The sequence below is a fragment of the Pseudomonas sp. UBA4617 genome (assembly GCF_002386445.1).
GTDB lineage: Bacteria > Pseudomonadota > Gammaproteobacteria > Pseudomonadales > Pseudomonadaceae > Aquipseudomonas.
The window spans coordinates 55262-80949 of record NZ_DGIR01000052.1 but is presented as its reverse complement, the minus strand read 5'-3'; the positions used below and the strand labels follow the sequence as shown (position 1 = coordinate 80949).

The following is a 25688-nucleotide window of genomic DNA, read 5'->3' as shown; positions in this document are numbered from 1 at the left end:
TGTCCGGTATCAATATTGCGACTAAGTATAAATAATAGGAAAAGATGTAATTTTGATATGAATCGGGTAAGTACGACTCAGTATTAATCCTTTAGGAGGAGAGAACGCAGTCCGGCAGCTTTATTTTCAATCTCCTGCCACTCCTGTTCAGGGTCGGAACCACTGACGATCCCCGCCCCGGCGTACAAGCGCACGCAGGTCTCCTGCACTCTGGCCGAACGCAATGCCACGCAGAACTCGCTTTGCGCTAACGACAGATAGCCAGCGGACCCGGCATACCACTCCCGATCGAAGGGTTCATTGCGGGCGATAAAATCCCACGCATTTTGGCGCGGCAGACCGGCGACGGCGGCGGTAGGTTGCAGCCGCATCAGGCACTGTTCATCGTCCGGCTGTTGCAATGCAGTCCAGATGCAGCGGCGTAAATGCTGCACCTTACGCAAGCGCACAATTTGCGGCGGCAGCACGTCAAGCACGCCGCCATCACGTTGCAGGCGCTGACAGATATCCTCGACCACCAGCATATTTTCACGCTGATTTTTATCGTCATGCATCAGCCAGTCCCCCATGCGGGCGGCCTGGGCATCATCCGGGTGACTGGCGACCGTACCGGCCAACGCCTCGGTACGCAGCAGGGTTCCACGCCGCCGCCACAGCCGTTCCGGCGACGAACCGAGAAAGGCCCGGGTAGCATCAGGGCGCATTAGAAAGTGGTAGCACTGGAAATTCACCCGACGGCTGGCGGCTATCAGAGCGACAGGGTTGACCGGCAGGTTGAAATGCAGATCCGTTGCCCGGGCCAGCACTACTTTATCGAACTCCCCGCGGGCAATGGCGTCGGTTGCGCGGGTGATTAACGTCAGCCAGCCGGATTTCTCAGGCCGGTGGGTTTCGCTCACCACCGGTTGGTTAAGCGCCTTAACGGGCTGGCTGTCCCTGAGGGAACGCAGGAATTCGTGCGCGTGTTGCGCATCGTTTTTCAGCGAGGTTGCGCTGCAAAGTATCAGGCGCAGCGTCGCGGTTCCGCCGCTGCGCTGCCACAGCAGACGCGGCAGGAACAGGTTGCCCTGGTACGGATCGAAGGCGTTAACCCCCACCACCCGAACGTCTGGGCATTGCGGATAACATTGCAAAAAATGACGGGCATCAGAGAGAGAGGCGAAGTGTTTTGTGGTCCCCAGCGCGGCGTACTCTTCATCACCGTTACGCTGCTGCCAGTAGAACTGAGGAAAACAGTGCTGGGCATTCAGCCAGGCGAGCGGGTCAAACGCATCGTTGAGCGCAAAGGAAACATCGAGGTGATGCAGGCCAGGTACATCAGGAATATCGTCTGCTAACTGGTAGCAAAGGCCTGCCAGCGCGGTGGAAATCGAGTGCACGCGAACTTCTCCCAGCTCAAAGACCTTACATTATACGGGGTACTGGCTGGAAAAAGCAGTACCCACGATTTGGCAGGGAGAAGCGTGCGTGTAGAATTAACGGCGGGCGAGCAGCAGACCGAGCACCAGACCGGCGGCGGCGCCTACTCCGATACCCTGCCACGGTTTTTCACGGACATAATCGTCCGCACGATAGACCGCTTTTTTCGCCCGATAATAGTAAGTGTCCGACGCATGGCTTACGCGCGTTTTCACGTCATGCAGTGCCTGTTCAGCACGCGCCTTTAGCTCAATGTACTTTTGATCGGCCGGATCGCCTGAAGAACGAAGGACTTCTTCCAGCGTTTCACTTAACAGCGTCAGATCATCATCAACGTGCGATTCCGAAGATTGGAAGGACATAGTTTTCTCCTTGTAGTTGCATCAGTTCGCTAACTATAGACAATCCTTGCCGATTCTGCCTGCTACGCTTGTTCTGCCTCTTTCGCCATCCCGATATGCGGAATGCCATCTTCATCGTAGATGTCCGTCACGGGCACAAAGCCAAAACGGGCATAAAACGCCTGCAAATGGGCCTGCGCGCCAAGATATAACGCTTTGTTCGGCCACTGTTTTTCGCAGGAATGCAGGGTGTGCTCCATCAGCGCATATCCGAGCTTTTCGCCCCGCGCTTGCTGGCTGATAATCACCCGCCCAATCACAACGGGAGAAAAATCGTCGTCGCTTTTCAGAATCCTCGCATACGCCACCAGTTGGTTATCTTTCCAGCCGAGGATGTGCCGGTTCTCCCCCACCAGATCGTCGCCATCAATATCCTGGTAAGGGCAGGTTTGTTCCACTACAAAGACTTCGCAGCGAAGCTTGAGTAGCGCGTAAAGCACGGGAACGGTCAGCTCGCTATGGTGCAGATCTTGCCACTGGATCATGGGGGTCTCCTTATCGTGTCGGTAGCCGTTATACTAATGACTTTTCGTCCCTGGCACAGAGGCTGAGTGCATTATGGAGCTGCTTTTTTTAGGAACATCTGCTGGCGTGCCGACCCGGACGCGCAACGTCACCTCAATTTTGCTGGATTTACAGCACCCGACCCGCGGTGGCTTGTGGATGTTTGACTGTGGCGAAGGCACGCAGCACCAGCTGCTCCAGACCGCCAGCCATCCCGGCAAGCTGGATAAAATTTTCATTACCCACCTGCATGGCGATCACCTTTTTGGTCTGCCGGGGCTGCTGTGCAGTCGCTCGATGGCGGGCAATCTCCACCCGCTGACCATTTACGGCCCGCCCGGGATCCGTGAATTTGTCGAAACCAGCCTGCGCATCAGTGGCTCCTGGACCGATTATCCGCTTGAGATTGTCGAGATAAGCGCAGGAGTGGTTTTCAGCGATGATGCCTGGACCGTGACCGCGGCCGCGCTGAATCATCCCGTGGAGTGTTACGGCTATCGCATTGAAGAGCAGGATAAACCCGGCGCCCTGGATGGCGCGGCGCTGATTGCCGCCGGAGTTCCCTTCGGCCCCCTGTTCCAGCAGCTCAAGCGCGGTGAACGCATCACGCTGGACGATGGCCGGACGATCGATGGCGCAGACTATCTCTCGCCGCCCCGCCCGGGCAAGAAACTGGCTATCTTCGGGGATACCGCCCCCTGTGAGAACGCCCTCGCGTTGGCCAGGGGCGTCGATCTGCTGGTGCATGAAGCTACCCTGGAATCGGCGATGGAGGAGAAAGCCAACAGCCGCGGCCACAGTTCAACGCGTCAGGCCGCCATGCTGGCCCGCGAAGCGCAGGTAAAAAAACTGGTGATCACCCACGTCAGCTCGCGCTATGACGCCGGGGGCTGCGCCATGCTGCTGGCCGAGTGCCGCGCCCTGTTTGCCGACAGTGAGCTTGCAGAAGATTTTGCCGTGGTGCGCGTTTAACGCTCTATTTTTCCCCGGGTCTGCCGATAACCCTTAACAGGCAGGTATTTTTCACTCGAGGGTAGAATGGATAATTTCCAGAAAGACATTGATGACAGGGCAAATCTTACTCTGTCGAACCGTTTTGAGCTGTTGCTGTTCCGTCTCGGCACATCGATGAACGAAAATAAATCTGAGCTGTTTGGCATCAACGTCTTTAAGCTTCGCGAGATTGTGCCCATGCCAGCGTTCACCAAACCGGCGGGCATGAAGTCACCCCTGATGGGGATGGTCAATATTCGTGACCAGGTGATCCCGGTTATCGACCTGGCCGCAGTGGCCGGCTGCAAACCGGCGACGGGTCTGAACATTCTGCTGATCACCGAGTATGCCCGCAGCGTGCAGGCCTTTGCCGTCGAGTCGGTCGAAAACATTATGCGACTGGACTGGAAGCAGGTGCATGCGGCTGAAACCGCCGTCAGCGGACGCTATATCACCAGTATTGCCTGCCTGGACGAGAAGACGGATACCAACGATCTGGCGATGGTGCTGGACGTTGAGCAGATCCTGTATGACATCACCCCGGCCAATCATGACCTGCACACGACCGACCTGAAAACCACCCAATTTAATATTAAGCCGGGTGCCGTGGCGATTGTGGCGGAAGACTCCAAAGTGGCGCGTTCGATGCTGGAAAAAGGGCTGCAGGCGATGGCGATCCCGGCGCTGATGCACATCACCGGCAAAGAGGCGTGGGAGAAAATTGGCGTGCTGGCAGCGCAGGCGCAGGCAGAAGGCGTACCGATCACCGATAAGATCGCTCTGGTACTGACCGACCTCGAGATGCCGGAGATGGACGGCTTTACCCTGACGCGCAAAATTAAAACCGACGCCATCCTGAAGGACATTCCGGTGGTGATCCACTCTTCCCTTTCCGGCAACGCCAACGAAGACCATATCCGCAAGGTGAAAGCCGATGGCTACGTGGCGAAGTTCGAGCTGAATGAGCTGTCGTCGGTGATTGAAGAGGTGCTGGAGCGCTCGACGAAGAAGATTGATGGGCCGTTGATTAGTCGTAAGCAGTTGGCCTGATTTGCGTTTTTTTGCCCGGCAGTGCGTCGCTTGCACGGGCAGAGGCAGCAAACAGCAAGCATAAAAAACCCGCTGAGGCGGGTTTTTTCGTTCAGTGCGGGCTGGTGCCCTCACCCCAGCCCTCTCCCACAAGGAGAGGGAGAAGACCATAAAAAAACCCGCCGAGGCGGGTTTTATGTTCAGTGCGGGCTGGTGCCCTCACCCCGGCCCTCTCCCACGAGGAGAGGGAGAAGACCATAAAAAAACCCGCCGAGGCGGGTTTTCGTTCAGTGCGGGCTGTTGCCCTCACCCCAGCCCTCTCCCACAAGGAGAGGGAGAAGACCATAAAAAAACCCGCCGAGGCGGGTTTTTTACTTTTACCTTACATCAGCGGCATCGCGTGCTGCACGATGGTGATCAGCGGCTGCGGATAGATACCGAAGATCAGTACCAGCAGGGCCGAGATCAGCACCACAATACCGCCAGCGCTGTACTGCCAGTTGCCTGGCGCATCGCGGTTGAGCTGCTGAGGTGCGCTCAGGTACAGGCTCACGGCCACGCGCAGATAGTAGTAGAGACCAATCGCGGAGCCGATAACGACACCCGCTGTCAGCCACCACAGACCCGCCTGCACACCCACTGCCAGCACGTAGAACTTACCGATAAAGCCCAGCGTCATCGGGATACCCGCCAGAGAGAGCATCATCACGGTCATCACCGCGGACAGGATCGGACGGTGCCAGAACAGACCACGGTAGGAGAACAGTGAATCTGCGTCCGGGCCACGGTACGGGCTGGACATCAGGCTTACCACGCCGAACGCGCCGAGGCTGCTGAACAGGTAACCGGCCAAGTAGACACCTACGGTCTCCATGGACATCTGGCCGCTCTGCAACGCAATCAGTGCCACCATCAGATAGCCCAGGTGCGAGATGGAGGAGTAACCGAGCAGACGCTTGATGTTGGTCTGGCTCAGCGCCATCAGGTTACCGAAGATGATGGAGACGAAGGCAATGATACCCAGAACCACACGAACCGCTTCGCTCTCGCCTACCGGTGCGTACAGGAACAGGCGCATCACCACACCGAAGATAGCGATTTTGCTCGCTGTCGCCAGGAAGGTGGAGACCGGTGCCGGAGCACCCTGGTAAACGTCTGGCGTCCACAGGTGGAACGGCACCAGAGAGAGTTTAAAGCCGAGGCCCACAATCATCATGCCCAGACCTGCCAGCAGCAGCGGCTCATGCAGCATGCCATCGCCAAGGCTCTTTCCAAGCGCTTCGAAAGAGAGGTTACCGGACTGAGCATAGATCAGCGCAATACCGAACAGCAGGAAGGACGAAGCAGCAGCAGACAGGATCGTATACTTGATACTCGCTTCCAGAGAGCGCTTCTGACGGAAGGCATAACCAATCAGGCCGAACAGCGGCAGAGAGATCAGCTCAATACCGAGGAACAGCGCCGCCAGATGGTTTGCATTCGCCAGCAGAATACCACCCAGGGCGGCAATCAGAACCAGCAGGTAAAACTCTTCTCTGTTGTCGTTGTAACCTTCCAGCCACGGGTAAGCAAAGGTACAGGTTGCCAGGCTGGCTAACAGCACCAGCCCGGTGTACAGCATGGCGAAGCCGTCAACGCGCATCAGCGGCGTGACATCCATCGCACCCGCCTGGCCAACAAACCAGAGGGAGACTAACGCAGCGTTCAGACCCAGAACCGCCAGGGTGGCATTCAGGAAGTGATTGCGTCGCCACGCAATGGAGAGCATCACAACCACCACCGTCAATCCGACGATCAGCAGCGGTAGCAGCGCAATCAGTTGTTGTGGAGTTATTGTCATGGCGATTTACGGCCTTGTAGTAGAAGCAGAATTAACAAACCACTGCTGGATGTTGCCCATCGCGGAGTGCGAGGTATCCAGAATCGGCTGAGGATAGAAGCCCAGCAGCACCAGCAGTACGACCAGCAGCAGGATGATGAACAGCTCGCGCAGCGACATCCCCGGCAGCTCTTTGGCAGCGATTTCACTCTTCGCTTTACCGAAGTAAGCGCGGTGCAGCATCGCCAGTGAGTAAACCGAAGCGAACACCAGACCGAAGGTCGAAATCACGGTGATCATCGGCACCACTTTGAAGCTGCCGAACAGGATCATGAATTCGCCGACAAAGTTACCGGTACCCGGCATCCCGAGAGTGGCAACAGCGAAGAACATCGACATCGCTGGCAGCCATTTCATTTTGCCCCACAGACCGCCCATCTGACGCATGTCACGGGTGTGCAGACGTTCGTACAGCTGGCCGCACAGGATGAAGAGGCCGGCTGCGGACAGACCGTGCGCAATCATCTGGATCACCGCGCCCTGGTACGCCAGCTGGCTGCCGGTGTAGATAGCAATCAGCACGAAGCCCATGTGGGAAACGGAGGTATAGGCGATCAGACGTTTGATGTCGTACTGCGTGAAGGCCATCCACGCGCCGTAGAAGATACCAATTACACCAAGCCACATGGCAATTGGCGCGAACTCTGCGGAGGCGTTCGGGAACAGCGGCAGAGCGAAACGCAGCAGACCGTAGGCCGCGGTTTTCAGCAAGATGCCCGCCAGGTCAACGGAACCCGCCGTTGGTGCCTGGGAGTGCGCATCCGGCAGCCAGCCGTGCAGTGGAACCACCGGCATTTTCACCGCAAACGCGATAAAGAAGCCCAGCATCAGCAGGTATTCAACACCGTGTGACATCGGGGTCTTCAGCAGGTCCTGATAGTTGAAGGTCCAGACACCGGTCGCGTTGTAATGCACGAACACCAGCGCCAGGATGGCAATCAACATCACCAGACCACTCGCCTGGGTGTAAATGAAGAACTTGGTTGCCGCCGTGATACGCGTTTTACCGTCGGACGCCTTATGGCCCCACAGCGCGATCAGGAAGTACATCGGCACCAGCATCATTTCCCAGAAGAAGAAGAACAGGAACATGTCGATGGCAAGGAACACGCCGATAACGCCGCCCAGGATCCACATCAGGTTCAGGTGGAAGAAGCCCTGGTATTTTTCGATTTCTCGCCAGGAGCACAGTACCGCCAGAACGCCGAGCAGACCGGTCAGCACGACCATCAGCAGCGACAGACCATCAATCGCCAGGTGAATGGTAATACCGAAGCGCGGGATCCACGGCAGAATGAATTCAGACTGCCACTGCGGAATACCCGCAGACTGGGTCAGAGAATAGCCGCCCTGCAACCAGAGTTGCAGGCCAAGCGCAAGCGTCAATCCCATGGTGATCAGCGCAATCCAGCGCGGCATCTTCACGCCAAAGCGTTCGGTCTGCCAGCACAGGAAGCCGCCGATGAAGGGAATTAATATTAGCCAGGGTAGTAACATGGCGATTTGCATTCCTTTTTAAGGCCCCCAGCAGGGGCCTGATTTTCAACGAATTCGAATAAATTCACTTAACGATCAACGCAACACCATCAGCAGCGCCAGCACCACAACCGCACCGATGCTCATGGACGCCACATACCAGCGCAGATACCCGTTCTCGCTGAACAGCAGGCCTTTACCTGCAAAGCGGGAGAGGATCGCCGGAGTGTTCATCAGTGAGTTCAGCGGATCGCGTTTAATCAGCCACGCAATGCCGAGGAATGGTTTCACGAAGATCATGTCGTACAGCCAGTCGAAGCCCCACGCGTTGTACCACCAGGTGCCCAGCAGACGGCCCGGCGCACTGTTGGCAACGGCAGTCACCAGCGTACGTTTGCCCAGCCACAGCCATGCAGCAATCAGGATGCCCGCGATAGCGACCACACCGGAGGTGATTTCAAGCGTCAGAACGCGACCGTGCTCAAGCTCGGTGGTGTCCGGCAGTACGCCCTGCAGCGGTGGCACAATCATCGCGCCAACGAAGGTGGACAGCACCAGCAGCACAATCAGCGGCAGGTGGTGGGTGATCCCCTTCCCTGCGTGAGCGTGAATTTGTTCTTTACCGTGGAAGACGATGAAAATCATACGGAAGGTATACAGAGAGGTCATGAATGCACCGACCAGACCCGCAACCATCAGATTGATATGACCATTTGCCATGGCGCCCGCAAGGATTTCGTCCTTACTGAAGAAGCCCGCGGTGATCAGCGGCAGTGCCGCCAGCGCCGCGCCACCAACCAGGAAGCAGACGTAAACCAGCGGAATGGATTTGCGCAGACCGCCCATCTTGAAGATATTCTGCTCGTGGTGGCAGGCAAGGATCACCGAACCGGACGAGAGGAACAGCAGCGCTTTAAAGAACGCGTGCGTCATCAGATGGAAAATCGCCGCATCCCACGCCTGTACGCCCAGCGCCAGGAACATGTAGCCAATCTGGCTCATGGTGGAGTAAGCGAGAACGCGTTTAATGTCGGTTTGCACCAGCGCGGCAAAGCCTGCCAGCACCAGCGTCACTGCACCGACGATACCGACCAGGTGCAGGATTTCCGGGGTCATCAGGAACAGACCGTGGGTACGCGCAATCAGGTAAACACCGGCGGTAACCATGGTCGCGGCGTGGATCAGCGCGGAGACAGGAGTTGGACCCGCCATCGCGTCGGCCAGCCATGTTTGCAGAGGCAGCTGTGCGGATTTACCCACAGCACCACCCAGCAGCATCAGCGTTGCCCACCACAGCATGTTGTTGCCTGCTTCGAAGTGCGCTGGCGCCAGTTCCACCATTTCGCGGAAGTTCAGCGTGCCCAGTTCGTTGTAGAGAATGAACAACGCGAAGGCGAGGAAGACGTCACCCACACGGGTCACGACGAACGCTTTCATGGCTGCTGCGCCATTCTTCGGATCGGTGTAGTAGAAACCGATCAGCAGGTAAGAGCAGAGACCCACGCCTTCCCAGCCGAGATACATCAGCAGCAGGTTATCGGCCAGCACCAGAACGACCATGCTGGCGATAAACAGGTTGGTGTAGGCGAAGAAGCGGGAGTAACCCTCTTCACCGCGCATATACCAGGAGGCGAACATGTGGATCAGGAAGCCCACACCGGTCACCACGGAGAGCATGGTCAGGGAGAGACCATCCAGCACCAGGTTGAAACCGATGTTGAAATCACCGACCGACATCCAGGTCCACAGCGGCACGCTGTGAGGCTGACGTCCATTACTGAAGAAGTCGATACCCGCATACGCTGTAACCAGCGCAGCCAGACCAATAGAGCCGATGCCAACGGTAGCAGACAGATTCTCAGACCAGCGGCCGCGAGAAAATGCCAGCAGCAGGAAGCCAATCAGCGGAAAAATAATGGTTAAGGCAAGCATGTTCATCCACGCAACTCACTTACTGAATCGATGTTCAGGTTCTGGCGGCGACGGTGGAGCTGCAGTAACAGCGCCAGGCCAATACTCGCTTCGGCAGCCGCAAGGCTGATGGCGAGAATGTACATCACCTGACCATCGGTCTGGCCCCAGTAGCTCCCGGCGACCACGAAGGCCAGCGCGGCAGCGTTGATCATGATCTCCAGGCCAATCAGCATAAACAGCAGATTGCGGCGGATAACCAGACCGGTTAAGCCCAGCACGAATAAAATCGCTGCGAGGATCAGTCCATGTTGTAAAGGAATCATGCGCGTTCCTCCGTTTTTCTTTTCGCGCTGTCGTCCTTGCGGTTGCTCAGCACTTCACCACTACGCTCTTCGCGGCCCACGTGGAACGCGACAACCAGACCTGCCAGCAGCAGCATCGAGGCCAGTTCAACCGCCAGTACGTATGGCCCAAACAGAGTGATACCCACTGCTTTGGCGCTGATTGGCGTACCGTCGATACCCTGGTCATTGACACCCAGAATGGCGTAGACGATCACCGCCAGCATGATGGCCGACAGAATTGCCGGACCAATCCACACCTGCGGTTTCAGCCACTGACGTTCCTGTTCGATTTCCGAGCCGCCCAGGTTCAGCATCATCACCACGAAGACGAACAGAACCATAATGGCCCCGGCGTAAACGATGATCTCAAGCGCACCCGCAAAGTGTGCGCCCAGCGCAAAGAACACCCCGGAAATGGCCAGCAGCGAAATGATTAAATAGAGCAGCGCATGCACCGGGTTGGTGTGCGTAATCACTCGCAGCGTAGCCAGGATGGCGATCAGGCCACAGATATAAAAAGCGAATTCCATTGCCCCTCTCCTTACGGTAACAGGCTCTTGACGTCGATAGGCTTGGCTTCGTTCTCTGCTTCGCCCTTATCTTTGCCGTCGATTGCCATACCCGCCATCCGGTAGAAGTTATATTCCGGGTATTTGCCCGGACCGGAAATCAGCAGATCCTCTTTTTCGTACACCAGGTCCTGACGCTTGTATTCGCCCAGCTCGAAGTCCGGGGTCAACTGAATCGCCGTGGTCGGGCACGCTTCTTCGCACAGACCGCAGAAGATGCAGCGTGAGAAGTTGATGCGGAAGAACTCCGGGTACCAGCGACCGTCTACCGTCTCGGCTTTTTGCAGAGAGATACAGCCTACCGGACAGGCTACCGCACACAGGTTACAGGCAACGCAGCGCTCTGAGCCGTCTGGATCGCGCGTCAGCACGATACGGCCACGGTAGCGTGGCGGCAGATATACCGGCTCTTCCGGGTACATCCGGGTTTCGCGTTTGGCAAACGCGTGCAGGCCGATCATCCAGATACTGCGTACCTGGGTGCCGAAACCTACCAATAATTCTTTCAAGGTCATGGTCTAAAGCCCCTTATGGCTGCTGCCAGAGAATGACAGCCGCCGTTACCAACAAGTTGACGAGCGTCAGCGGCAGGCACACTTTCCAGCCGAAGGACATTACCTGGTCATAACGCGGACGCGGTAACGCTGCGCGAATCAAAATGAACATCATCATGAAGAACGCGGTTTTCAGCGCGAACCAGATGAACGGCGGTAAGAACGGGCCATGCCAGCCACCAAAGAACAGCGTTACCATCAACGCGGAAATGGTGACGATACCGATGTACTCGCCCACGAAGAACAGACCGAACTTCATACCGGAATATTCAATGTGGTAACCGTCGGCCAGTTCCTGTTCGGCTTCTGGCTGGTCAAACGGGTGACGGTGACACACCGCCACGCCCGCGATAGCAAAGGTAACAAACCCAAAGAACTGCGGGATCACGTTCCAGATATCGGCCTGGTTGTTGACGATGTCGGTCATGTTGAATGAACCGGCCTGCGCCACCACGCCCATCAGGGAAAGACCCAGGAACACTTCGTAGCTCAGGGTCTGCGCAGACGCACGCATCGCACCCAGCAGGGAGTATTTGTTGTTACTGGACCAGCCGGCGAACAGCACCGCGTAGACCGCAAGGCCTGCCATCATCAGGAAGAACAGGATTCCGATGTTCAGATCCGCCACAACCCAGGTCGGGCTAACCGGAACGATAGCAAACGCCAGCAGCAGCGAGGTAAAGGCGATCATTGGTGCCAGAGTAAAGATCACGCGATCCGAGAAGCGCGGAACCCAGTCCTCTTTAAAGAACATCTTGATCATGTCCGCGACCAGCTGGAGTGAACCACCCCAGCCCACGCGGTTCGGTCCGTAACGGTTCTGGAACAGACCGAGCAGACGACGTTCACCGAAGCTCATGAACGCGCCGCAGGTGACGACCACCAGCAAAATAACAACCGCTTTCAGGATGTTCAGCAGGATGTCGATAAGATCAGGCGTTAACCAACTCATGCTTTTGCCTCCTGCAGGTTATCAAGACGCGCGCCCGCCAGCACTGGCGCGATGCCAGGCATACCCATTGGCAGACCCACCTGCCCTGCTGTCAGACCTTCAGAGATAATCAGCGGCAGGCTGATTGTCTGGCCTTCGTAGCTAAAGCTGATGTTAGCGCCTGCGTTCACGCCAAGCTTCGCGGCATCTGCCGGGTTGAGCTTGATGTACGGCTGCGGCATACGGGTCTGGAAGACCGGGGAACGCTGAGACAATTCGTCGCTACCGAACAGATGATAGTATGGCGCAATACGCCAGTTACCCTCTTCCGCCTGGAAGCTTGCCGGAACGGTGGAGAAGAACGCCAGACCGGTTTCGGAGGCTTCAATCAGGCGCACGCCCGGATCGCCGTGACGCAGAGAACCGCCCACTTCAGCCTGGAACTTGTTCCATGCCTGTGGTGAGTTCCAGCCTGGCGCCCATGCGAACGGGATCTGCGAACGCGGAGCAGACGGCTGGTTGTTCCCTTCCATTGAGAAGGCGAACATGGTGTCTTTATCCTGCGGCTGACGCGGTTCGTGCACGCTGATGTTGGCGCGCATGGCGGTACGGCCGCTGTAGCGGTGCGGTTCACGCGCCAGTTTCTGGCCGCGAATACGGAAGCTCGCTTCCGGCGCCGCATCTTTAATGCCAGCCAGCTGCGGCAGTTGTGCCACGGCGGCGTCGATCACGTGGTCGAGCTGGGTCCAGTCCACTTCACGGCTCAGCACGGTGCTGTGCAGGGAGTGCAGCCAGCGCCAGCTTTCCAGCATCACAATGCTGTTGTCGTAGTACGCCGGGTCATAAACCTGGAAGAAGCGCTGGGCACGGCCTTCGTTGTTCACAACGGTACCGTCGCTTTCTGCGAAGCTTGCTGCAGAGAGCACCAGATGCGCTTTGTCCATGATCGCCGTGCGCTGATGGTCGATAACCATCACCAGCGGCGCTTTAGACAGGGCAGCGTCCACGCGGGCAGCAGAAGCATGACGATGGAGGTCGTTTTCCAGCACCACGACAGCGTCTGCAGCACCGGATTCCAGTTCGCTTAACGCCTCTTCCAGCGAGCCGCCGCCGATCATGCCCAGACCGATGCTGTTTACCGCACGGGCGATCATGGTCACGCCAACGTCAGCACCGCGACCTTTCAGGGCTTTAGCCACGTTGGCCGCCGCTTCAATGATCTCTGTGCTACCGGCGTTAGTACCGGAAATAATCAGGGGCTTTTTCGCACCGGCCAACGCCTGCACAATCACGTCAACCTTGTTCTGCAGATCGCGATCCAGGCCTTCAACGGCCGGGGCGCTGTTGTCCAGCGCGTGAGCGATAGCAAAGCCAAGACGCGCCTGATCTTCAACCGGGGCACGGTAGGTCCAGGCCGCGATGTCGTCCAGACGGGTGTTGTCGACGTTAGTGACAAACAGCGGATGCTTGGCGCGCTGACCGATGTTGAGGATCGCCGCGATCTGCCAGTCAGCCACTTTCTGGGCCGCTGCCATTTCACGTGCTTTACCCTTCACCGCCTGACGAACCGCCAGGGCAGCGCGCGCACCGGTCTGGGTTAAATCTTCACCCAATACCAGAACCGCATCATAAGATTCGATTTCGCGCAGCGCAGGGGTATGAATACCGCCTTCACGCAGCACTTTTAGCACCAGTTGCAGACGTTCCTGCTCGCCCTTAGCGATACCGGTGTAAAAGTTTTCCGCGCCTACCAGTTCACGCAGCGCGAAGTTGCTTTCGATGCTGGCGCGCGGGGAGCCGATACCGATCACTTTCTTCGACTGGCGCAGAATATCTGCCGCGCCCTGCATCGCCTGTTCGGCGTTCAGCGTGATCACGTCATCGCCACGGCGCTGAACCGGCTGACGCGGACGGTCTTTCAGGTTCACATAGCCATAGCCGAAACGACCACGGTCGCAGAGGAAGTAGTGATTAACGGTACCGTTGTAGCGGTTTTCGATACGACGCAGTTCACCGTAACGTTCACCCGGGCTGGTGTTACAGCCGAGGGAGCACTGCTGGCAGATGCTCGGCGCAAACTGCATGTCCCACTTACGGTTGTAACGCTCGGAGTGCGTTTTATCCGTGAAGACGCCGGTCGGACAGATTTCGACCAGGTTACCGGAGAATTCGCTCTCCAGTACGCCGTCTTCCGGGCGACCAAAGTAGACGTTGTCGTGTGCGCCATACACGCCCAGATCTTCGCCGTCTGCGTAGTCTTTGTAGTAACGCACGCAGCGGTAGCAGGCGATGCAGCGGTTCATCTCATGGGCGATGAACGGGCCGAGGTCCTGGTTCTGGTGGGTACGCTTGGTGAAACGGTAGCGGCGCTCGTTGTGGCCGGTCATTACCGTCATGTCCTGCAGGTGGCAATGACCGCCTTCCTCGCACACCGGGCAGTCGTGCGGGTGGTTGGTCATCAGCCATTCGACGACGCTGGCGCGGAACGCCTTGGATTCTTCATCGTCGATGGAGATCCAGGTGCCGTCGGAGGCAGGGGTCATGCAGGACATGACGATACGACCACGGGTATCGTTCTCGTCGGTGTACTGCTTGACCGCGCACTGCCGGCAGGCGCCAACGCTACCAAGCGCCGGATGCCAGCAGAAATAAGGGATGTCGAGGCCGAGCGACAGACAGGCCTGTAACAGGTTGTCTGCACCGTTGACTTCGAGCGCTTTGCCGTCTACGTGGATAGTGGCCATTGTTCAAAGTTCTTCGTTGGCCCGCGTGAGCGGGCGTGGCTAATGGAAATCGGTGAGCTTGCGACACGCCACGAGCGACTCGGGCCTGGCGGCAAGCTGGCGAGTGGCACGGACCACTCGGCCAATCATCTTTTTATGCGCCGACCACGATCGGCCCGGCCTGGATTGGCTTGGCCAGGTCTGGGCGCAGGGTGTCGCCAGCGGATGCTGGAGCAACCCCGGCCTCGAACTCGGACCGGAAGTATTTGATGGCACTGCCCAGCGGCTCGACCGCACCCGGTGCGTGAGCACAGAAGGTACGGCCTGGGCCGAGGAAGTTGACCAGGCCCAGCAGCGTCTCGATGTCTTCCGCGCGGCCCTGGCCTTTTTCCAGTGCGCGCAGCATCTTCACGCTCCACGGCAGGCCGTCACGGCAGGGCGTGCACCAGCCGCACGACTCGCGGGCGAAGAATTCTTCCATGTTGCGCAGCAGCGAGACCATGTTGATGCTGTCGTCCACCGCCATTGCCAGGCCGGTACCCATGCGCGTGCCGACCTTGGCGATGCCGCCGGCGTACATCTGCGCGTCGAGGTGCTCGGGCAGCAGGAAGCCGGTACCGGCGCCGCCTGGCTGCCAGCACTTGAGCTTGAAGCCATCGCGCATGCCGCCGGCGTAGTCTTCGAACAGCTCGCGGGCGGTGACGCCGAACGGCAGTTCCCACAGGCCCGGGTTCTTCACCTTGCCGGAGAAGCCCATCAGCTTGGTGCCGTGGTCTTCGCTGCCTTCGCGGGCCAGCGACTTGTACCAGTCGTTGCCATTGGCGACGATGGCCGGCACGTTGCACAGGGTTTCGACGTTGTTGACGCAGGTCGGCTTGCCCCACACGCCCACGGCGGCAGGGAAGGGCGGTTTGGAACGCGGGTTGGCGCGGCGGCCTTCCAGCGAGTTGATCAGCGCGGTTTCTTCACCGCAGATGTAGCGGCCGGCGCCGGTGTGCACGAACAGCTCGAAATCGAAACCGCTGCCGAGGATGTTCTTGCCCAGCAGGCCGGCGGCCTTGGCTTCCTCGATGGCACGGTTGAGGTGCCTGGCGGCGGTGGTGTATTCGCCGCGCAGGAAGATGTAGCCACGGTAGGCCTTCAGGGCGCGGGCGCTGATCAGCATGCCCTCGACCAGCAGATGGGGCTGTTGCTCCATCAGCATGCGGTCCTTCCAGGTGTTCGGCTCCATTTCGTCCGCGTTGCACAGCAGGTAGCGGATGTTCATGGATTCGTCTTTGGGCATCAGGCCCCACTTCACACCAGTGGGGAAGCCTGCGCCACCACGGCCCTTGAGGCCGGAGTCCTTGACGCTCTGCACGATGTCGTCGGCGGACATCTGCGCCAGCGCCTTGCGCGCCGCGGCGTAGCCGTTCTTCGACTCGTATTCGGCCAGCCAGACCGGCTCGCCGTCGTCACGCAGGCGCCAGGTCAGCGGGTGGGTTTCGGCCGTGCGCGCGATGCGGTTGGCCGGGCCGAAGGAAGTAATGGTCATACGTAACCCTCCAGCAGTTTGGAAACGCCAGCCGGCTGCACGTCACCGAAGGTGTCGTCGTCGATCATCAGCGCCGGGGCCTTGTCGCAGTTGCCCAGGCAGCACACCGGCAACAGGGTGAAGCGCCCATCGGCGGTGGTCTGGCCGAGACCGATACCCAGCTCGCTCTGGATCTGGCTGACCACCGACTCGTGGCCACCGATGTAGCAGACCATGCTGTCGCATACACGGATGATGTGACGGCCGACCGGCTGACGGAAGATCTGGCTGTAGAAGGTGGCCACTCCCTCGACGTCGCTGGCCGGGATGCCCAGTACTTCGCCGATGGCGTGGATGGCGCCGTCCGGCACCCAGCCACGTTCCTTCTGGACGATCTTCAGGGCTTCGATGGACGCCGCGCGCGGGTCCTCGTAGTGATGCATTTCGTGCTCGATGGCCGAGCGCTCGGTTTCGCTCAGGGCGAAACGGTCTGTCTGGATAAGCGTGCTGTTCATGCTTAGCGGTCCACGTCAGCCATAACGAAGTCGATACTGCCCAGGTACGCAATGAGGTCGGCGACCATGCTGCCTTTGATCACCGAAGGGATCTGCTGCAGGTGCGGGTAGCTCGGGGTACGGATCCGGGTGCGGTAGCTCATGGTGCCGCCATCGCTCGTCAGGTAGTAACTGTTGATGCCCTTGGTCGCCTCGATCATCTGCAGCGACTCGTTGGCCGGCATGACCGGGCCCCACGAAACCTGCAGGAAGTGCGTGATCAGGGTCTCGATGTGCTGCAGGGTGCGCTCTTTCGGTGGCGGCGTGGTCAGCGGGTGGTCCGCCTTGTACGGGCCTTCCGGCATGTTGCGCAGGCACTGGTCGATGATGCGGATACTCTGGCGCATCTCCTCGACACGGACCATGCAGCGATCGTAGGCATCGCCGTTGTGGGCCAGCGGTACTTCGAACTCGAAGTTCTCGTAGCCGGAGTAGGGGCGGGCTTTGCGCAGGTCGAAGTCGCAACCGGTGGCACGCAGGCCGGCGCCGGTAGTGCCCCAGGCCAGGGCTTCCTTGGTGTTGTACGCGGCAACGCCGATGGTACGGCCCTTGAGGATGCTGTTCTGCAGAGCAGCCTTTTCGTACTCGTCGAGGCGTTTCGGCAGCCATTCGACGAAGTCCTTGACCAGCTTGTCCCAGCCGCGCGGCAGGTCGTGGGCGACGCCACCGATGCGGTACCAGGCCGGGTGCAGGCGGAAACCGGTGATCGCTTCGATCACGGTATAGGCGCGCTGGCGGTCGGTGAAGGTAAAGAACACCGGGGTCATGGCGCCGACGTCCTGGATATAGGTACCCAGGAACAGCAGGTGGCTGGTGATACGGAAGAACTCGGCCAGCATCACGCGGATGGTGTCGACCTTCTGTGGCACCTTGATGCCGGCCAGCTTCTCGACCGCGAGCACGTACGGCAGGTTGTTCATCACCCCGCCGAGGTAGTCGATACGGTCGGTGTAGGGGATGAAGCTATGCCAGGACTGGCGCTCGGCCATCTTCTCGGCACCACGGTGGTGGTAGCCGATGTCCGGCACGCAGTCGATGATCTCTTCGCCGTCCAGCTGCAGGACGATACGGAAGGCACCGTGCGCCGAAGGGTGGTTGGGGCCGAGGTTGAGGAACATGTAGTCCTCGTTGGCGCCCTGGCGTTTCATGCCCCAGGCTTCCGGGTTGAAGCGTGCCGACTCCTCTTCAAGCTGCTGCTTGGCCAGGGTCAGGCTGTAGGGATCGAATTCGGTGGCGCGAGCCGGGTAGTCCTTGCGCAGCGGATGGCCTTCCCAGGTGGGCGGCATCATGATGCGGCTCAGGTGCGGGTGGCCGGCGAAGTCGATGCCGAACATGTCCCAGACTTCGCGCTCGTACCAGTTGGCGTTCGGCCAGATACCGGTCACGGTCGGCAGGTTCAGGTCGCCTTCGCTGAGCGACACCTTGATCATCACATCGCTGTTACGCTCGATCGACAGCAGGTGGTAGAACACGCTGAAGTCGGCGGCTGGCAGGCCGCGGCGCTGGGTGCGCAGGCGTTCGTCGACGCCGTGCAGGTCGTACAGCATGCTGTACGGCTTGGCCACGCCGCGCAGGAAGCTGAGCACCTCCTTGAGCTGTTCGCGCTTGACCCACAGCACGGGCATGCCGGTGCGGGTTTCCTGAGCGACGAATGCTTCGGCGCCAAAACGGTTGTGCAATTCGACGACCACATTCTGGTCGTCTGCCTTGTAGGGCGGAATGAAAATAGCGTTGTCCGCTGTCATGGTCTCGGTCGCTTTGGGTCAACGTTAAGAATGAAGCCAGGCCGCCGGCTCCGGTGGAGCGGGCGGCAGGTCGCTGGATCAGACTTCGTCGGGGCTGCGCAGGTTGGTTACGGCAATGCGCTGCTCACGACGCAGGTCCTTCTGGGCTGGCATCTCGGCACGGTAGATGCCTTGATCACCAACAACCCAGGAAAGCGGGCGTCGTTCTTGGCCGATCGACTCCTGCAGCAGCATCAAGCCTTGCAGGAAAGCCTCAGGGCGCGGCGGGCAGCCGGGCACATAGACGTCCACGGGGAGGAACTTGTCGACCCCCTGAACAACCGAGTAGATGTCGTACATGCCACCGGAGTTGGCACACGAACCCATGGAAATGACCCATTTCGGCTCGAGCATCTGCTCGTACAGGCGCTGGATGATCGGCGCCATTTTGACGAAGCAGGTACCGGCGATGACCATGAAGTCGGCCTGACGCGGCGAGGCCCGGATGACTTCGGCGCCGAAGCGGGCGATGTCGTGGGGTGCCGTGAAGGCCGTGGTCATTTCCACGTAACAGCAGGACAGGCCGAAGTTGTACGGCCAGAGGGAGTTCTTGCGGCCCCAGTTGACCGCGCCACGCAGCACATCTTCGAGCTTGCCCATGAAGATGTTCTTGTGGACCTGGTCCTCCAGCAGTTGATCGGTGACGGTTTCCCGTTCACCAACCGGGTACTGCTCGTTGGGCGCATCCGGATCGATTCTGGTGAGATTGTATTGCATGCCAAAGCCTCATTGTTTCAGCTTCGCTTGCCGCTTGCGGCGACCTTCGGGAGCCCAATCAAGTGCCCCGACGCGCCAAAGGTAGACAAGACCTGCCAACAGAATTGCTATGAAAACGAGTGCTTCGACGAATCCGGTCCAGCCGCTTTCGCGGACGGACACAGACCATGCAAAGAGAAAGAGGGCTTCGATATCGAAGATCACGAACAGCATCGCGACCAGATAGAATTTGGCGGACAGGCGCAGACGGGCGCTGCCGACGGGCAGCATGCCGGATTCGAAGGGTTCGTTCTTGGCACGGCCCCAGGCCTTGCTACCGAGCAGGCTGGACAGGCCGAGCATGAAGGCGCACAGGCCGACGACACCCAGGAGGAAGATGGCAAAGCCCCAGTTGTGGGCGATGAGTCCTGCCGAATCGGACATGCTAGCAATCCTTATACAGAGACCCAGCTCTGCAGTCTGAAATAAGTGTAGAGCGGCGACCTGGTGTCGCACATGCAGTGACCAAATGTCGCAGCTGAATCAATCGGGCTGATTTTATGGGTAAACCCGGTGCAAGTAAAATTTCTGTCGCAAATTTATTCGTAGGATTAAGTACAAATTCCGCTTGTAACCGGCTGAAAGCCTTGAGATTAGGGCATTGCGTGTGGTTTTGTTAATTATGTTTCTTGCGCCGGGTAACGAATTGCAAGTTTCGAAATGATAATTAATATCATTTGATCTGATGCCTGATGTTTTCCCTGTTCTGCGTCTTGTAAAGTTCATCTGGCGATTCCCCCTACTTGTAAATGCCAAAAACGCCTGTTCTAGCAGTTTCCGACACCGTTCGCCCCGCTCTGGGTCAATATTTTATCGATCAAGCAAGCGATCGCCCCCTGGCCGAGCCACTAGGTGAGGATGATCTGGGCGAGCGCGGTGCTATCGTTGGCCCGTGCATATATAGAAGGCAGCGGTCGCTGGTGCGGGAATGATCGGATGCCTTGGGTTGAGCGGGGGCGGTCCTTGCTGCTGTGCTGCTGCAAGCATAGACCTGATTGTGGATTTGGGAGGTGACTCGTTTGGATAGGGGGAGGGCTGGCAGGTGTCTGCCTTTAGGTTTTCAGCGCCTGTGAGATCGAGCGCCGCCCACGCGGCGCTCGATCTACGCAACACCGCAAAAACCAAGGCGGGCACCTCGCCGCCCTGACGCAATCGGGCACAGAACACCTGGCATGTCGGATTTAACCCCTTCCCTGTAGGCCATTTCCTAAACATTCTCCTGCCGCGCATTTTCCGTTGCCGCTGCTGTGGCAGCGCTCTAGTCTCGGCCTGTCGTTGCTCATCAACGATACAGCTTTGACAGGCTGTGAGGGCTTGCCCGCTCCAGCAGGGTCACCACAGCCTTCAAGATTTGCACAGTCCCTGTGGGAGTGGGCGCGCCCAGGCATTCGCAAAAATCCAGGGGACACAACAATGACCACAGAAGACACCCAATTCACCGTCGGCAAAACCACCTTCTACCAAGGCGAAAACGGCACCCACCCGCTGTTTTGCATCGGGCCAGGCATTCCCTGTCGCGACGCCCGCGAGCAATCATCGGAACTGATGGGCTATGTACGCGAGCTGACCATCACTGGCCTGATGGATGAGAAGCCGATGATGATCTGCGCCGGCCACTATTTGAGCGCGATGGCCAAGGCGCTGATGGATGATGCAGAGCTGGGCATGAAGTACTGAGGTACTACCGGCAGGCGCGATTTCTCCTGTGGGAGCGGCCTTGCGTCGCGATTGGTGTGCGAAGTGCCCCCGGGATCGGTGCATCGTCGCAAGATTGCCGGGGCCGCTCTGCGGTCCATTCGCGACACAAGGCCGCCCGAACATGTTTGGCTAGCCTGTTGCCCGCCGGTACATGCAAAAACAAAGGCCCGGGGCTTTCACAAGCCCCGGGCCTTCCTTCAACAACAACCCACTATCAGTGGAACTGTTCTTCCTCTGTCGAACCGGTCAGCGCGGTTACCGACGAAGCCCCACCCTGAATCACGGTGGTCATGTCATCGAAGTAGCCAGTACCCACTTCCTGCTGGTGCGCCACGAAGGTGTAGCCTTTGCTGGCATCGGCAAATTCCTGCTCCTGCAGCTTCACGTAGGCGGTCATGTCGTTGCGGGCGTAGTCGTGCGCCAGGTTGAACATGCCGTGCCACATATTGTGAATGCCGGCCAGGGTGATGAACTGGTGCTTGTAGCCCATGGCCGACAGCTCGCGCTGGAACTTGGCGATGGTCGCGTCGTCCAGGTTCTTCTTCCAGTTGAAGGAAGGCGAGCAGTTGTACGACAGGATCTGGTCCGGGTATTCCTTCTTGATCGCTTCGGCGAAGCGGCGGGCTTCGTCCAGGTCCGGCTTGGCTGTTTCGCACCAGATCAGGTCGGCGTACGGCGCGTAGGCCAGGCCGCGGGAAATGGCCTGGTCGAGGCCGGCGCGTACCTTGTAGAAGCCTTCGCGGGTGCGCTCGCCGACCACGAATGGCTGGTCGTACGGGTCGCAGTCGCTGGTCAGCAGGTCGGCGGCGTTGGCGTCGGTACGGGCCAGGATGATGGTCGGTACCCCCGATACGTCAGCGGCCAGGCGCGCGGCCACCAGCTTTTGCACGGCTTCCTGGGTCGGTACCAGCACCTTGCCACCCATGTGGCCGCATTTCTTCACCGAGGCCAGCTGGTCTTCGAAGTGCACGCCGGCGGCGCCTGCCTCGATCATGTTCTTCATCAGCTCGTAGGCGTTCAGCACGCCGCCGAAACCGGCTTCGGCGTCTGCCACGATCGGCGCGAAGTAATCGATATAGCCGTCGTCGCCCGGGTTCTTGCCGGCTTTCCACTGGATCTGGTCGGCACGACGGAAGGCGTTGTTGATGCGCTTGACCACGGTCGGCACAGAGTCGACCGGGTACAGCGACTGGTCAGGGTACATCGACTCGGCCGAGTTGTTGTCGGCGGCAACCTGCCAGCCCGACAGGTAGATGGCCTGGATGCCAGCCTTGACCTGCTGCACTGCCTGGCCGCCGGTCAGGGCGCCCATGCAGTTGACGAAATCTTTTTCTGGGCGGAAGGACGGGTGGGCACCTTCGGTGACCAGCTTCCACAGTTTTTCTGCACCCAGGCGGGCCAGGGTGTGCTCCGGCTGCAGGGAGCCACGCAGGCGAACGACATCAGCGGCGGTGTAGGTACGGGTCACGCCTTTCCAGCGCGGGTTCTCGGCCCAGTCTTTCTCGAGGGCTGCAATTTGCTGTTCGCGTGTCAGTGCCATGGAAATAAACCTCGTCGCATCGATCTTGGGGTAATTGTGCTGATGCTCGGGGCCGATCAGGGAAGCTGGCGGCTGTCCTGTTCATGGGGGTGCGGCGGCGAACGCGAAGGCTCGAAGGGAAGGGGGCAGGCCAGGCGCAAGGAACTCCGGCAGGTCGGCTCGTGGTTGCCTTGCTGCGGTGCTACGCGATTGCCAGTACTGCGGTGATGCGCTTCCGTCCCTCGGGACAACTTCTTCGTTGCAGTCGCAATCCCGTCGAACCGCCTTGTGGGCCGTATAGACACGAGACGCCTCCAGGGGTGGAAGGAGCGCGCCCCGAAGGCCCTTGCCAGGGCCCCTGATTAGCGGGAGCGAGGCCATCATGCCCTTGGCAAAAAGACCCTGTCAAATGTTTTGTAGTGGTTTTTTGTGCTTACTACATCTTTGGTCTAATGCGACTCGGCAGTCAGTTTCAAGGCCTTTGGTCGAGGCCTTGAGCCGCCTGGGATCAATCGACAAGGTCGACTTTTACCCGCAAAGTCATGTTTTCACCGCGCTGGGTGCTGTAACTATGGCTGGATGCCCTGCGCTCGGCCTGGCTCTGCTGGTTGAAACCGGCCAGGGTGATCCACTCGCCGAGCCTGCCGGTGACCGTCGTGTCGGTGCTTTGCACTTTCACTACATCGGCACGTTCCTGGCTGATGCGGTCATTATTGCTGCTTATTTGCAGGCGAACCGTATCGCCGCTCAGGCTTGGCGTAACGTAGAAACCCTGGGTCACGTTGCGGTATTCGGTGTTGCTCTGCAGGCGCCCGTAGCTGTCGCTGCTGGTGCTGGTAACCGGGATGCTCTGGCCAACCTGGATCAGCGCCGGCTGGCCTTCGCTGGCCTGAACCTGTTGCATGCCGCCGTCGCGGTTGCTGGTGCCGTAGTGGATGACTTGCGCGTTGCCGCGGTTGTCCTGGAAGTTGCTGTCATTGTTGTCGACGCTGATCAGCAGGCGCTTGGGCGCAGTGTCCAGTTGCTGCAGCAGGGTGCGCAGGTCGTCGATGCGTTCGGCGCTGGCGTTGACGATCAGCTTGTTCTCGAAGGCAGTGACGCTGCCGTCCTTGCCGATGAACGCCTGCGCCGCCGGCAGCAGTTCGGTGCTGCTGCGATGTTGCAGCGGCACGACCTCGGTGGCGGCGTGGACGGTAAGGCTGGTAGCCAGCAGCAGCGAGGCGAAAAGCGGGCGTAGCGGCATGTGGATGATCTCCGCGGGTGGAAACACATGATGGCAAATTTGTAGCGCTTGTGCCGGGTCCAGGTCACAAGTTGACCTTCATGCAGCTGAACCTTGGCGCTGGTCGGGCAGTCGGAATGTCAGGAAAGGCGGGGGGCTGATTGGATGAAGCGCCATGTCATCACACTGATGATGATCTTCAGTTGTGCCGTGTCGGCGCAAGCGGATACGCTGCGCATCAAGCAACTGCAGCGTTGCGGCGACCTGTTGAGCGAAGCTGAACAGCAATGGTGCGTGCGAACCGAGGGCCTGGGCCCCGGTGTGGCGATTGTCCGACTCGGCGAGACGCAACTGGAGCAGGCTGGCGTCGAACGGCTTGGCGACACGCTGAGGCTGACCCTGGCCAAGCACGAGCAACGCAGCGCGCCGCTGTGGCTGCAAGACGGTGAGCGGACCAGCAATGCCGTCTGGTTGACCCGTCAGCGCAGCCACGTTGTTGCCGCTGGGCCTGGCGAAGTGGCAAAGAACATGGATGGCCTGACCACCTACCTCGACCTGGTCAGCCTGTTGATCGAAGAAAAATACGATGGTGCAGCCGAAGCCCGGCGTATCGCCGACAAATACGCCGCCCAGGTGGTCGGTGCCATCCCGCCGTTGAACGTTTACCAGTTACGCTTGCCGGTGCGTGACCTGGTGCAGCGCGATGCGCTGGTCCTGCGCATCGGCACCGAGGTCAGCGTGGATGCCGTAATCGTCGAGGAGTCCGCACCCGAACGCGGCGAGGAGGGTGAAGGCAGCGGTCAGTCGGCCATCGACCAGGCAGACGAATGGGCCGCCAACCGGTTCATGGATGCGCTGTACTTCTACCAGCGCCGCATCCCCGCTTCCGGGGTGCCGGTGCAGCCGGTACGCGTTGGGGTGATCGAGCGCGAGGTGGACTTCGATGCGCCGCCCTTCGGCGCCTACCGAGGCGCTTGTGGCAAAGGGCAGACCTGCCTGTATGCCCCCGACGGCGATCGCCCGGGCAGCCATGGTAGCCATGTGGCGGGCATCCTGGCAGCCCGGGGGCAGGGCTTCCTGCCCGGGCTGGGCAAGCACAGTCCCGGTTTCGAGGTGATCGTCGGGCGCAACTCGGATGCCGGGATCACCGCCAATATCGCTGCCTCGGTGAACCTGGTCGAAGACGGTGTGCGGGTGTTGAACTGGAGCTGGGGCGTCCACCGGGTCGGCGCGAAGAACGTGCAGGGGGATGAGGTCGAGTCGCTGGTGCGCTCGGGGTTGGCGATGAGTGGCTATGAGGAGCTGCTCGAAGAATTCTTCCTCTGGCTGCGGGCCAGGCACCCCGATGTGCTGGTGGTGAACTCGGCCGGCAATGGTGCGTCCTGGTCGGGCACCGATGAATATCGGCTGCCTTCCTCGTTCGTTACCGAGCAATTGTTGGTGGTGGGCGGGCATCAGCGCAGTGACCAGGCGGTGCCGGTCGAAGACCCTCGGCATGTCGGCAAGCGCCACAGCTCGAACATCGACATGCGCGTGGATATCAGTGCTGCCGCGTGCATTCGCCCGACTGCCGCCGATCGGCCGCACTGTGGCACGTCATACGCCACACCGCTGGTCACGGCCACCGTGGCGACCATGCTGGCAATCAACCCGGAGCTGACTCCACAACAGGTGCGCATGCTGCTGCGGCGCAGCGCCCTGACCCTGGGCGGCGAGCAGGACTTCGAGGCCATGGATGCCGAAGACCTGACCGCGCCGATACTGCCTTCAGAGCGCGGCGGGCAGCTGGACCACCCCGACCTGGGGCGCTCGGCGCGCCTGGATATGCAGCGTGCGCTGGACCTGGCCATACAAAGTCGCGACCGGGTGCGCTGAGCGGTGGCCGCTGGCAGACAAATTCCGTAAC

22 protein-coding genes are annotated in these 25688 nt (G+C 59.5%); 4 read left to right on the top strand and 18 right to left on the bottom strand.

All coding sequences use genetic code 11. From position 1 onward, the window contains the following. Nucleotides 1–83: 83 nt before the first annotated feature. The 3 genes from menF to B4L76_RS22150 form a co-directional block, all read right to left on the bottom strand. Nucleotides 84–1379, bottom strand: coding sequence for an isochorismate synthase MenF (menF, locus tag B4L76_RS22160; RefSeq protein ID WP_296235243.1), 1296 nt, complete (start codon nucleotides 1377–1379; stop codon nucleotides 84–86). A 96-nt stretch (nucleotides 1380–1475) separates the two neighbouring features. Continuing rightward, a complete protein-coding gene (elaB, locus tag B4L76_RS22155) occupies nucleotides 1476–1781 on the bottom strand; it encodes a stress response protein ElaB (protein ID WP_032612753.1) in 306 nt (101 codons plus the stop codon). A gap of 62 nt (nucleotides 1782–1843) precedes the next feature. Next, nucleotides 1844–2305 carry a GNAT family N-acetyltransferase gene (locus B4L76_RS22150; RefSeq protein ID WP_103792203.1) on the bottom strand — a complete coding sequence of 154 codons (462 nt, stop codon included), beginning with the start codon at nucleotides 2303–2305 and terminating at the stop codon, nucleotides 1844–1846. A 73-nt stretch (nucleotides 2306–2378) separates the two neighbouring features. On the opposite strand from B4L76_RS22150, the gene rnz reads away from it, so the two are divergent. Both rnz and B4L76_RS22140 read left to right on the top strand, forming a co-directional pair. Further along, entirely contained in the window at nucleotides 2379–3296 is a 918-nt protein-coding gene (gene rnz, locus B4L76_RS22145; RefSeq protein ID WP_032612757.1) for a ribonuclease Z, read from the top strand. A gap of 66 nt (nucleotides 3297–3362) precedes the next feature. Beyond that, on the top strand, nucleotides 3363–4367 hold the full coding sequence (locus B4L76_RS22140) for a chemotaxis protein (RefSeq protein ID WP_032612759.1): 1005 nt from the start codon (nucleotides 3363–3365) through the stop codon (nucleotides 4365–4367). Between the two features lie 361 nt (nucleotides 4368–4728). Here the strand turns inward: B4L76_RS22140 and nuoN are convergent, their stop codons facing one another. From nuoN to B4L76_RS22075, 13 genes are all read right to left on the bottom strand, one after another. Next, a complete protein-coding gene (gene nuoN, locus B4L76_RS22135; protein WP_032612766.1) occupies nucleotides 4729–6186 on the bottom strand; it encodes an NADH-quinone oxidoreductase subunit NuoN in 1458 nt (485 codons plus the stop codon). Between the two features lie 6 nt (nucleotides 6187–6192). After that, nucleotides 6193–7722, bottom strand: coding sequence for an NADH-quinone oxidoreductase subunit M (gene nuoM / locus B4L76_RS22130; protein WP_032612768.1), 1530 nt, complete (start codon nucleotides 7720–7722; stop codon nucleotides 6193–6195). A 75-nt stretch (nucleotides 7723–7797) separates the two neighbouring features. Further along, nucleotides 7798–9639 carry an NADH-quinone oxidoreductase subunit L gene (gene nuoL / locus B4L76_RS22125; protein ID WP_059307474.1) on the bottom strand — a complete coding sequence of 614 codons (1842 nt, stop codon included), beginning with the start codon at nucleotides 9637–9639 and terminating at the stop codon, nucleotides 7798–7800. Next, on the bottom strand, nucleotides 9636–9938 hold the full coding sequence (gene nuoK / locus B4L76_RS22120; RefSeq protein WP_032612773.1) for an NADH-quinone oxidoreductase subunit NuoK: 303 nt from the start codon (nucleotides 9936–9938) through the stop codon (nucleotides 9636–9638). Before nuoK ends, nuoL begins: the two co-directional genes overlap by 4 nt. Further along, complete coding sequence (gene nuoJ / locus B4L76_RS22115; protein WP_032612775.1) at nucleotides 9935–10489, bottom strand: NADH-quinone oxidoreductase subunit J; 555 nt, start codon at nucleotides 10487–10489, stop codon at nucleotides 9935–9937. Before nuoJ ends, nuoK begins: the two co-directional genes overlap by 4 nt. Before the next feature lie 11 nt (nucleotides 10490–10500). After that, entirely contained in the window at nucleotides 10501–11043 is a 543-nt protein-coding gene (nuoI, locus tag B4L76_RS22110; protein ID WP_003861491.1) for an NADH-quinone oxidoreductase subunit NuoI, read from the bottom strand. 13 nt (nucleotides 11044–11056) lie between these two features. Further along, nucleotides 11057–12034, bottom strand: coding sequence for an NADH-quinone oxidoreductase subunit NuoH (gene nuoH / locus B4L76_RS22105; protein ID WP_032612777.1), 978 nt, complete (start codon nucleotides 12032–12034; stop codon nucleotides 11057–11059). Next, nucleotides 12031–14757: an NADH-quinone oxidoreductase subunit NuoG gene (gene nuoG, locus B4L76_RS22100; RefSeq protein ID WP_296235242.1), complete on the bottom strand. Its 2727-nt coding sequence runs from the start codon at nucleotides 14755–14757 to the stop codon at nucleotides 12031–12033. Before nuoG ends, nuoH begins: the two co-directional genes overlap by 4 nt. A gap of 133 nt (nucleotides 14758–14890) precedes the next feature. Beyond that, on the bottom strand, nucleotides 14891–16270 hold the full coding sequence (gene nuoF / locus B4L76_RS22095) for an NADH-quinone oxidoreductase subunit NuoF (protein WP_296235241.1): 1380 nt from the start codon (nucleotides 16268–16270) through the stop codon (nucleotides 14891–14893). Beyond that, nucleotides 16267–16764, bottom strand: a complete 498-nt coding sequence (gene nuoE, locus B4L76_RS22090) for an NADH-quinone oxidoreductase subunit NuoE (RefSeq protein ID WP_003251433.1) — start codon at nucleotides 16762–16764, stop codon at nucleotides 16267–16269. Before nuoE ends, nuoF begins: the two co-directional genes overlap by 4 nt. 2 nt (nucleotides 16765–16766) lie before the next feature. Continuing rightward, nucleotides 16767–18548, bottom strand: coding sequence for an NADH-quinone oxidoreductase subunit C/D (gene nuoC, locus B4L76_RS22085; protein WP_296235240.1), 1782 nt, complete (start codon nucleotides 18546–18548; stop codon nucleotides 16767–16769). 78 nt (nucleotides 18549–18626) lie between these two features. Further along, a complete protein-coding gene (locus tag B4L76_RS22080; protein WP_003251429.1) occupies nucleotides 18627–19304 on the bottom strand; it encodes a NuoB/complex I 20 kDa subunit family protein in 678 nt (225 codons plus the stop codon). A 9-nt stretch (nucleotides 19305–19313) separates the two neighbouring features. Further along, nucleotides 19314–19727 carry an NADH-quinone oxidoreductase subunit A gene (locus B4L76_RS22075; protein ID WP_003251427.1) on the bottom strand — a complete coding sequence of 138 codons (414 nt, stop codon included), beginning with the start codon at nucleotides 19725–19727 and terminating at the stop codon, nucleotides 19314–19316. A gap of 1029 nt (nucleotides 19728–20756) precedes the next feature. Between B4L76_RS22075 and B4L76_RS22070 the strand changes: the two genes are divergently transcribed. After that, nucleotides 20757–21020 carry a DUF3077 domain-containing protein gene (locus B4L76_RS22070; protein WP_296235239.1) on the top strand — a complete coding sequence of 88 codons (264 nt, stop codon included), beginning with the start codon at nucleotides 20757–20759 and terminating at the stop codon, nucleotides 21018–21020. Between the two features lie 235 nt (nucleotides 21021–21255). Here the strand turns inward: B4L76_RS22070 and aceA are convergent, their stop codons facing one another. Both aceA and B4L76_RS22060 read right to left on the bottom strand, forming a co-directional pair. After that, nucleotides 21256–22581 carry an isocitrate lyase gene (gene aceA, locus B4L76_RS22065; RefSeq protein ID WP_296235238.1) on the bottom strand — a complete coding sequence of 442 codons (1326 nt, stop codon included), beginning with the start codon at nucleotides 22579–22581 and terminating at the stop codon, nucleotides 21256–21258. Nucleotides 22582–23068: 487 nt separating this feature from the next. Continuing rightward, the gene (locus B4L76_RS22060) at nucleotides 23069–23803 is read right to left on the bottom strand and encodes a secretin N-terminal domain-containing protein (protein WP_296235237.1); all 735 of its coding nucleotides are present in this window, start codon (nucleotides 23801–23803) and stop codon (nucleotides 23069–23071) included. A gap of 144 nt (nucleotides 23804–23947) precedes the next feature. Between B4L76_RS22060 and B4L76_RS22055 the strand changes: the two genes are divergently transcribed. Further along, nucleotides 23948–25657: a S8 family peptidase gene (locus tag B4L76_RS22055; RefSeq protein WP_296235236.1), complete on the top strand. Its 1710-nt coding sequence runs from the start codon at nucleotides 23948–23950 to the stop codon at nucleotides 25655–25657. Nucleotides 25658–25688 lie beyond the last annotated feature (31 nt).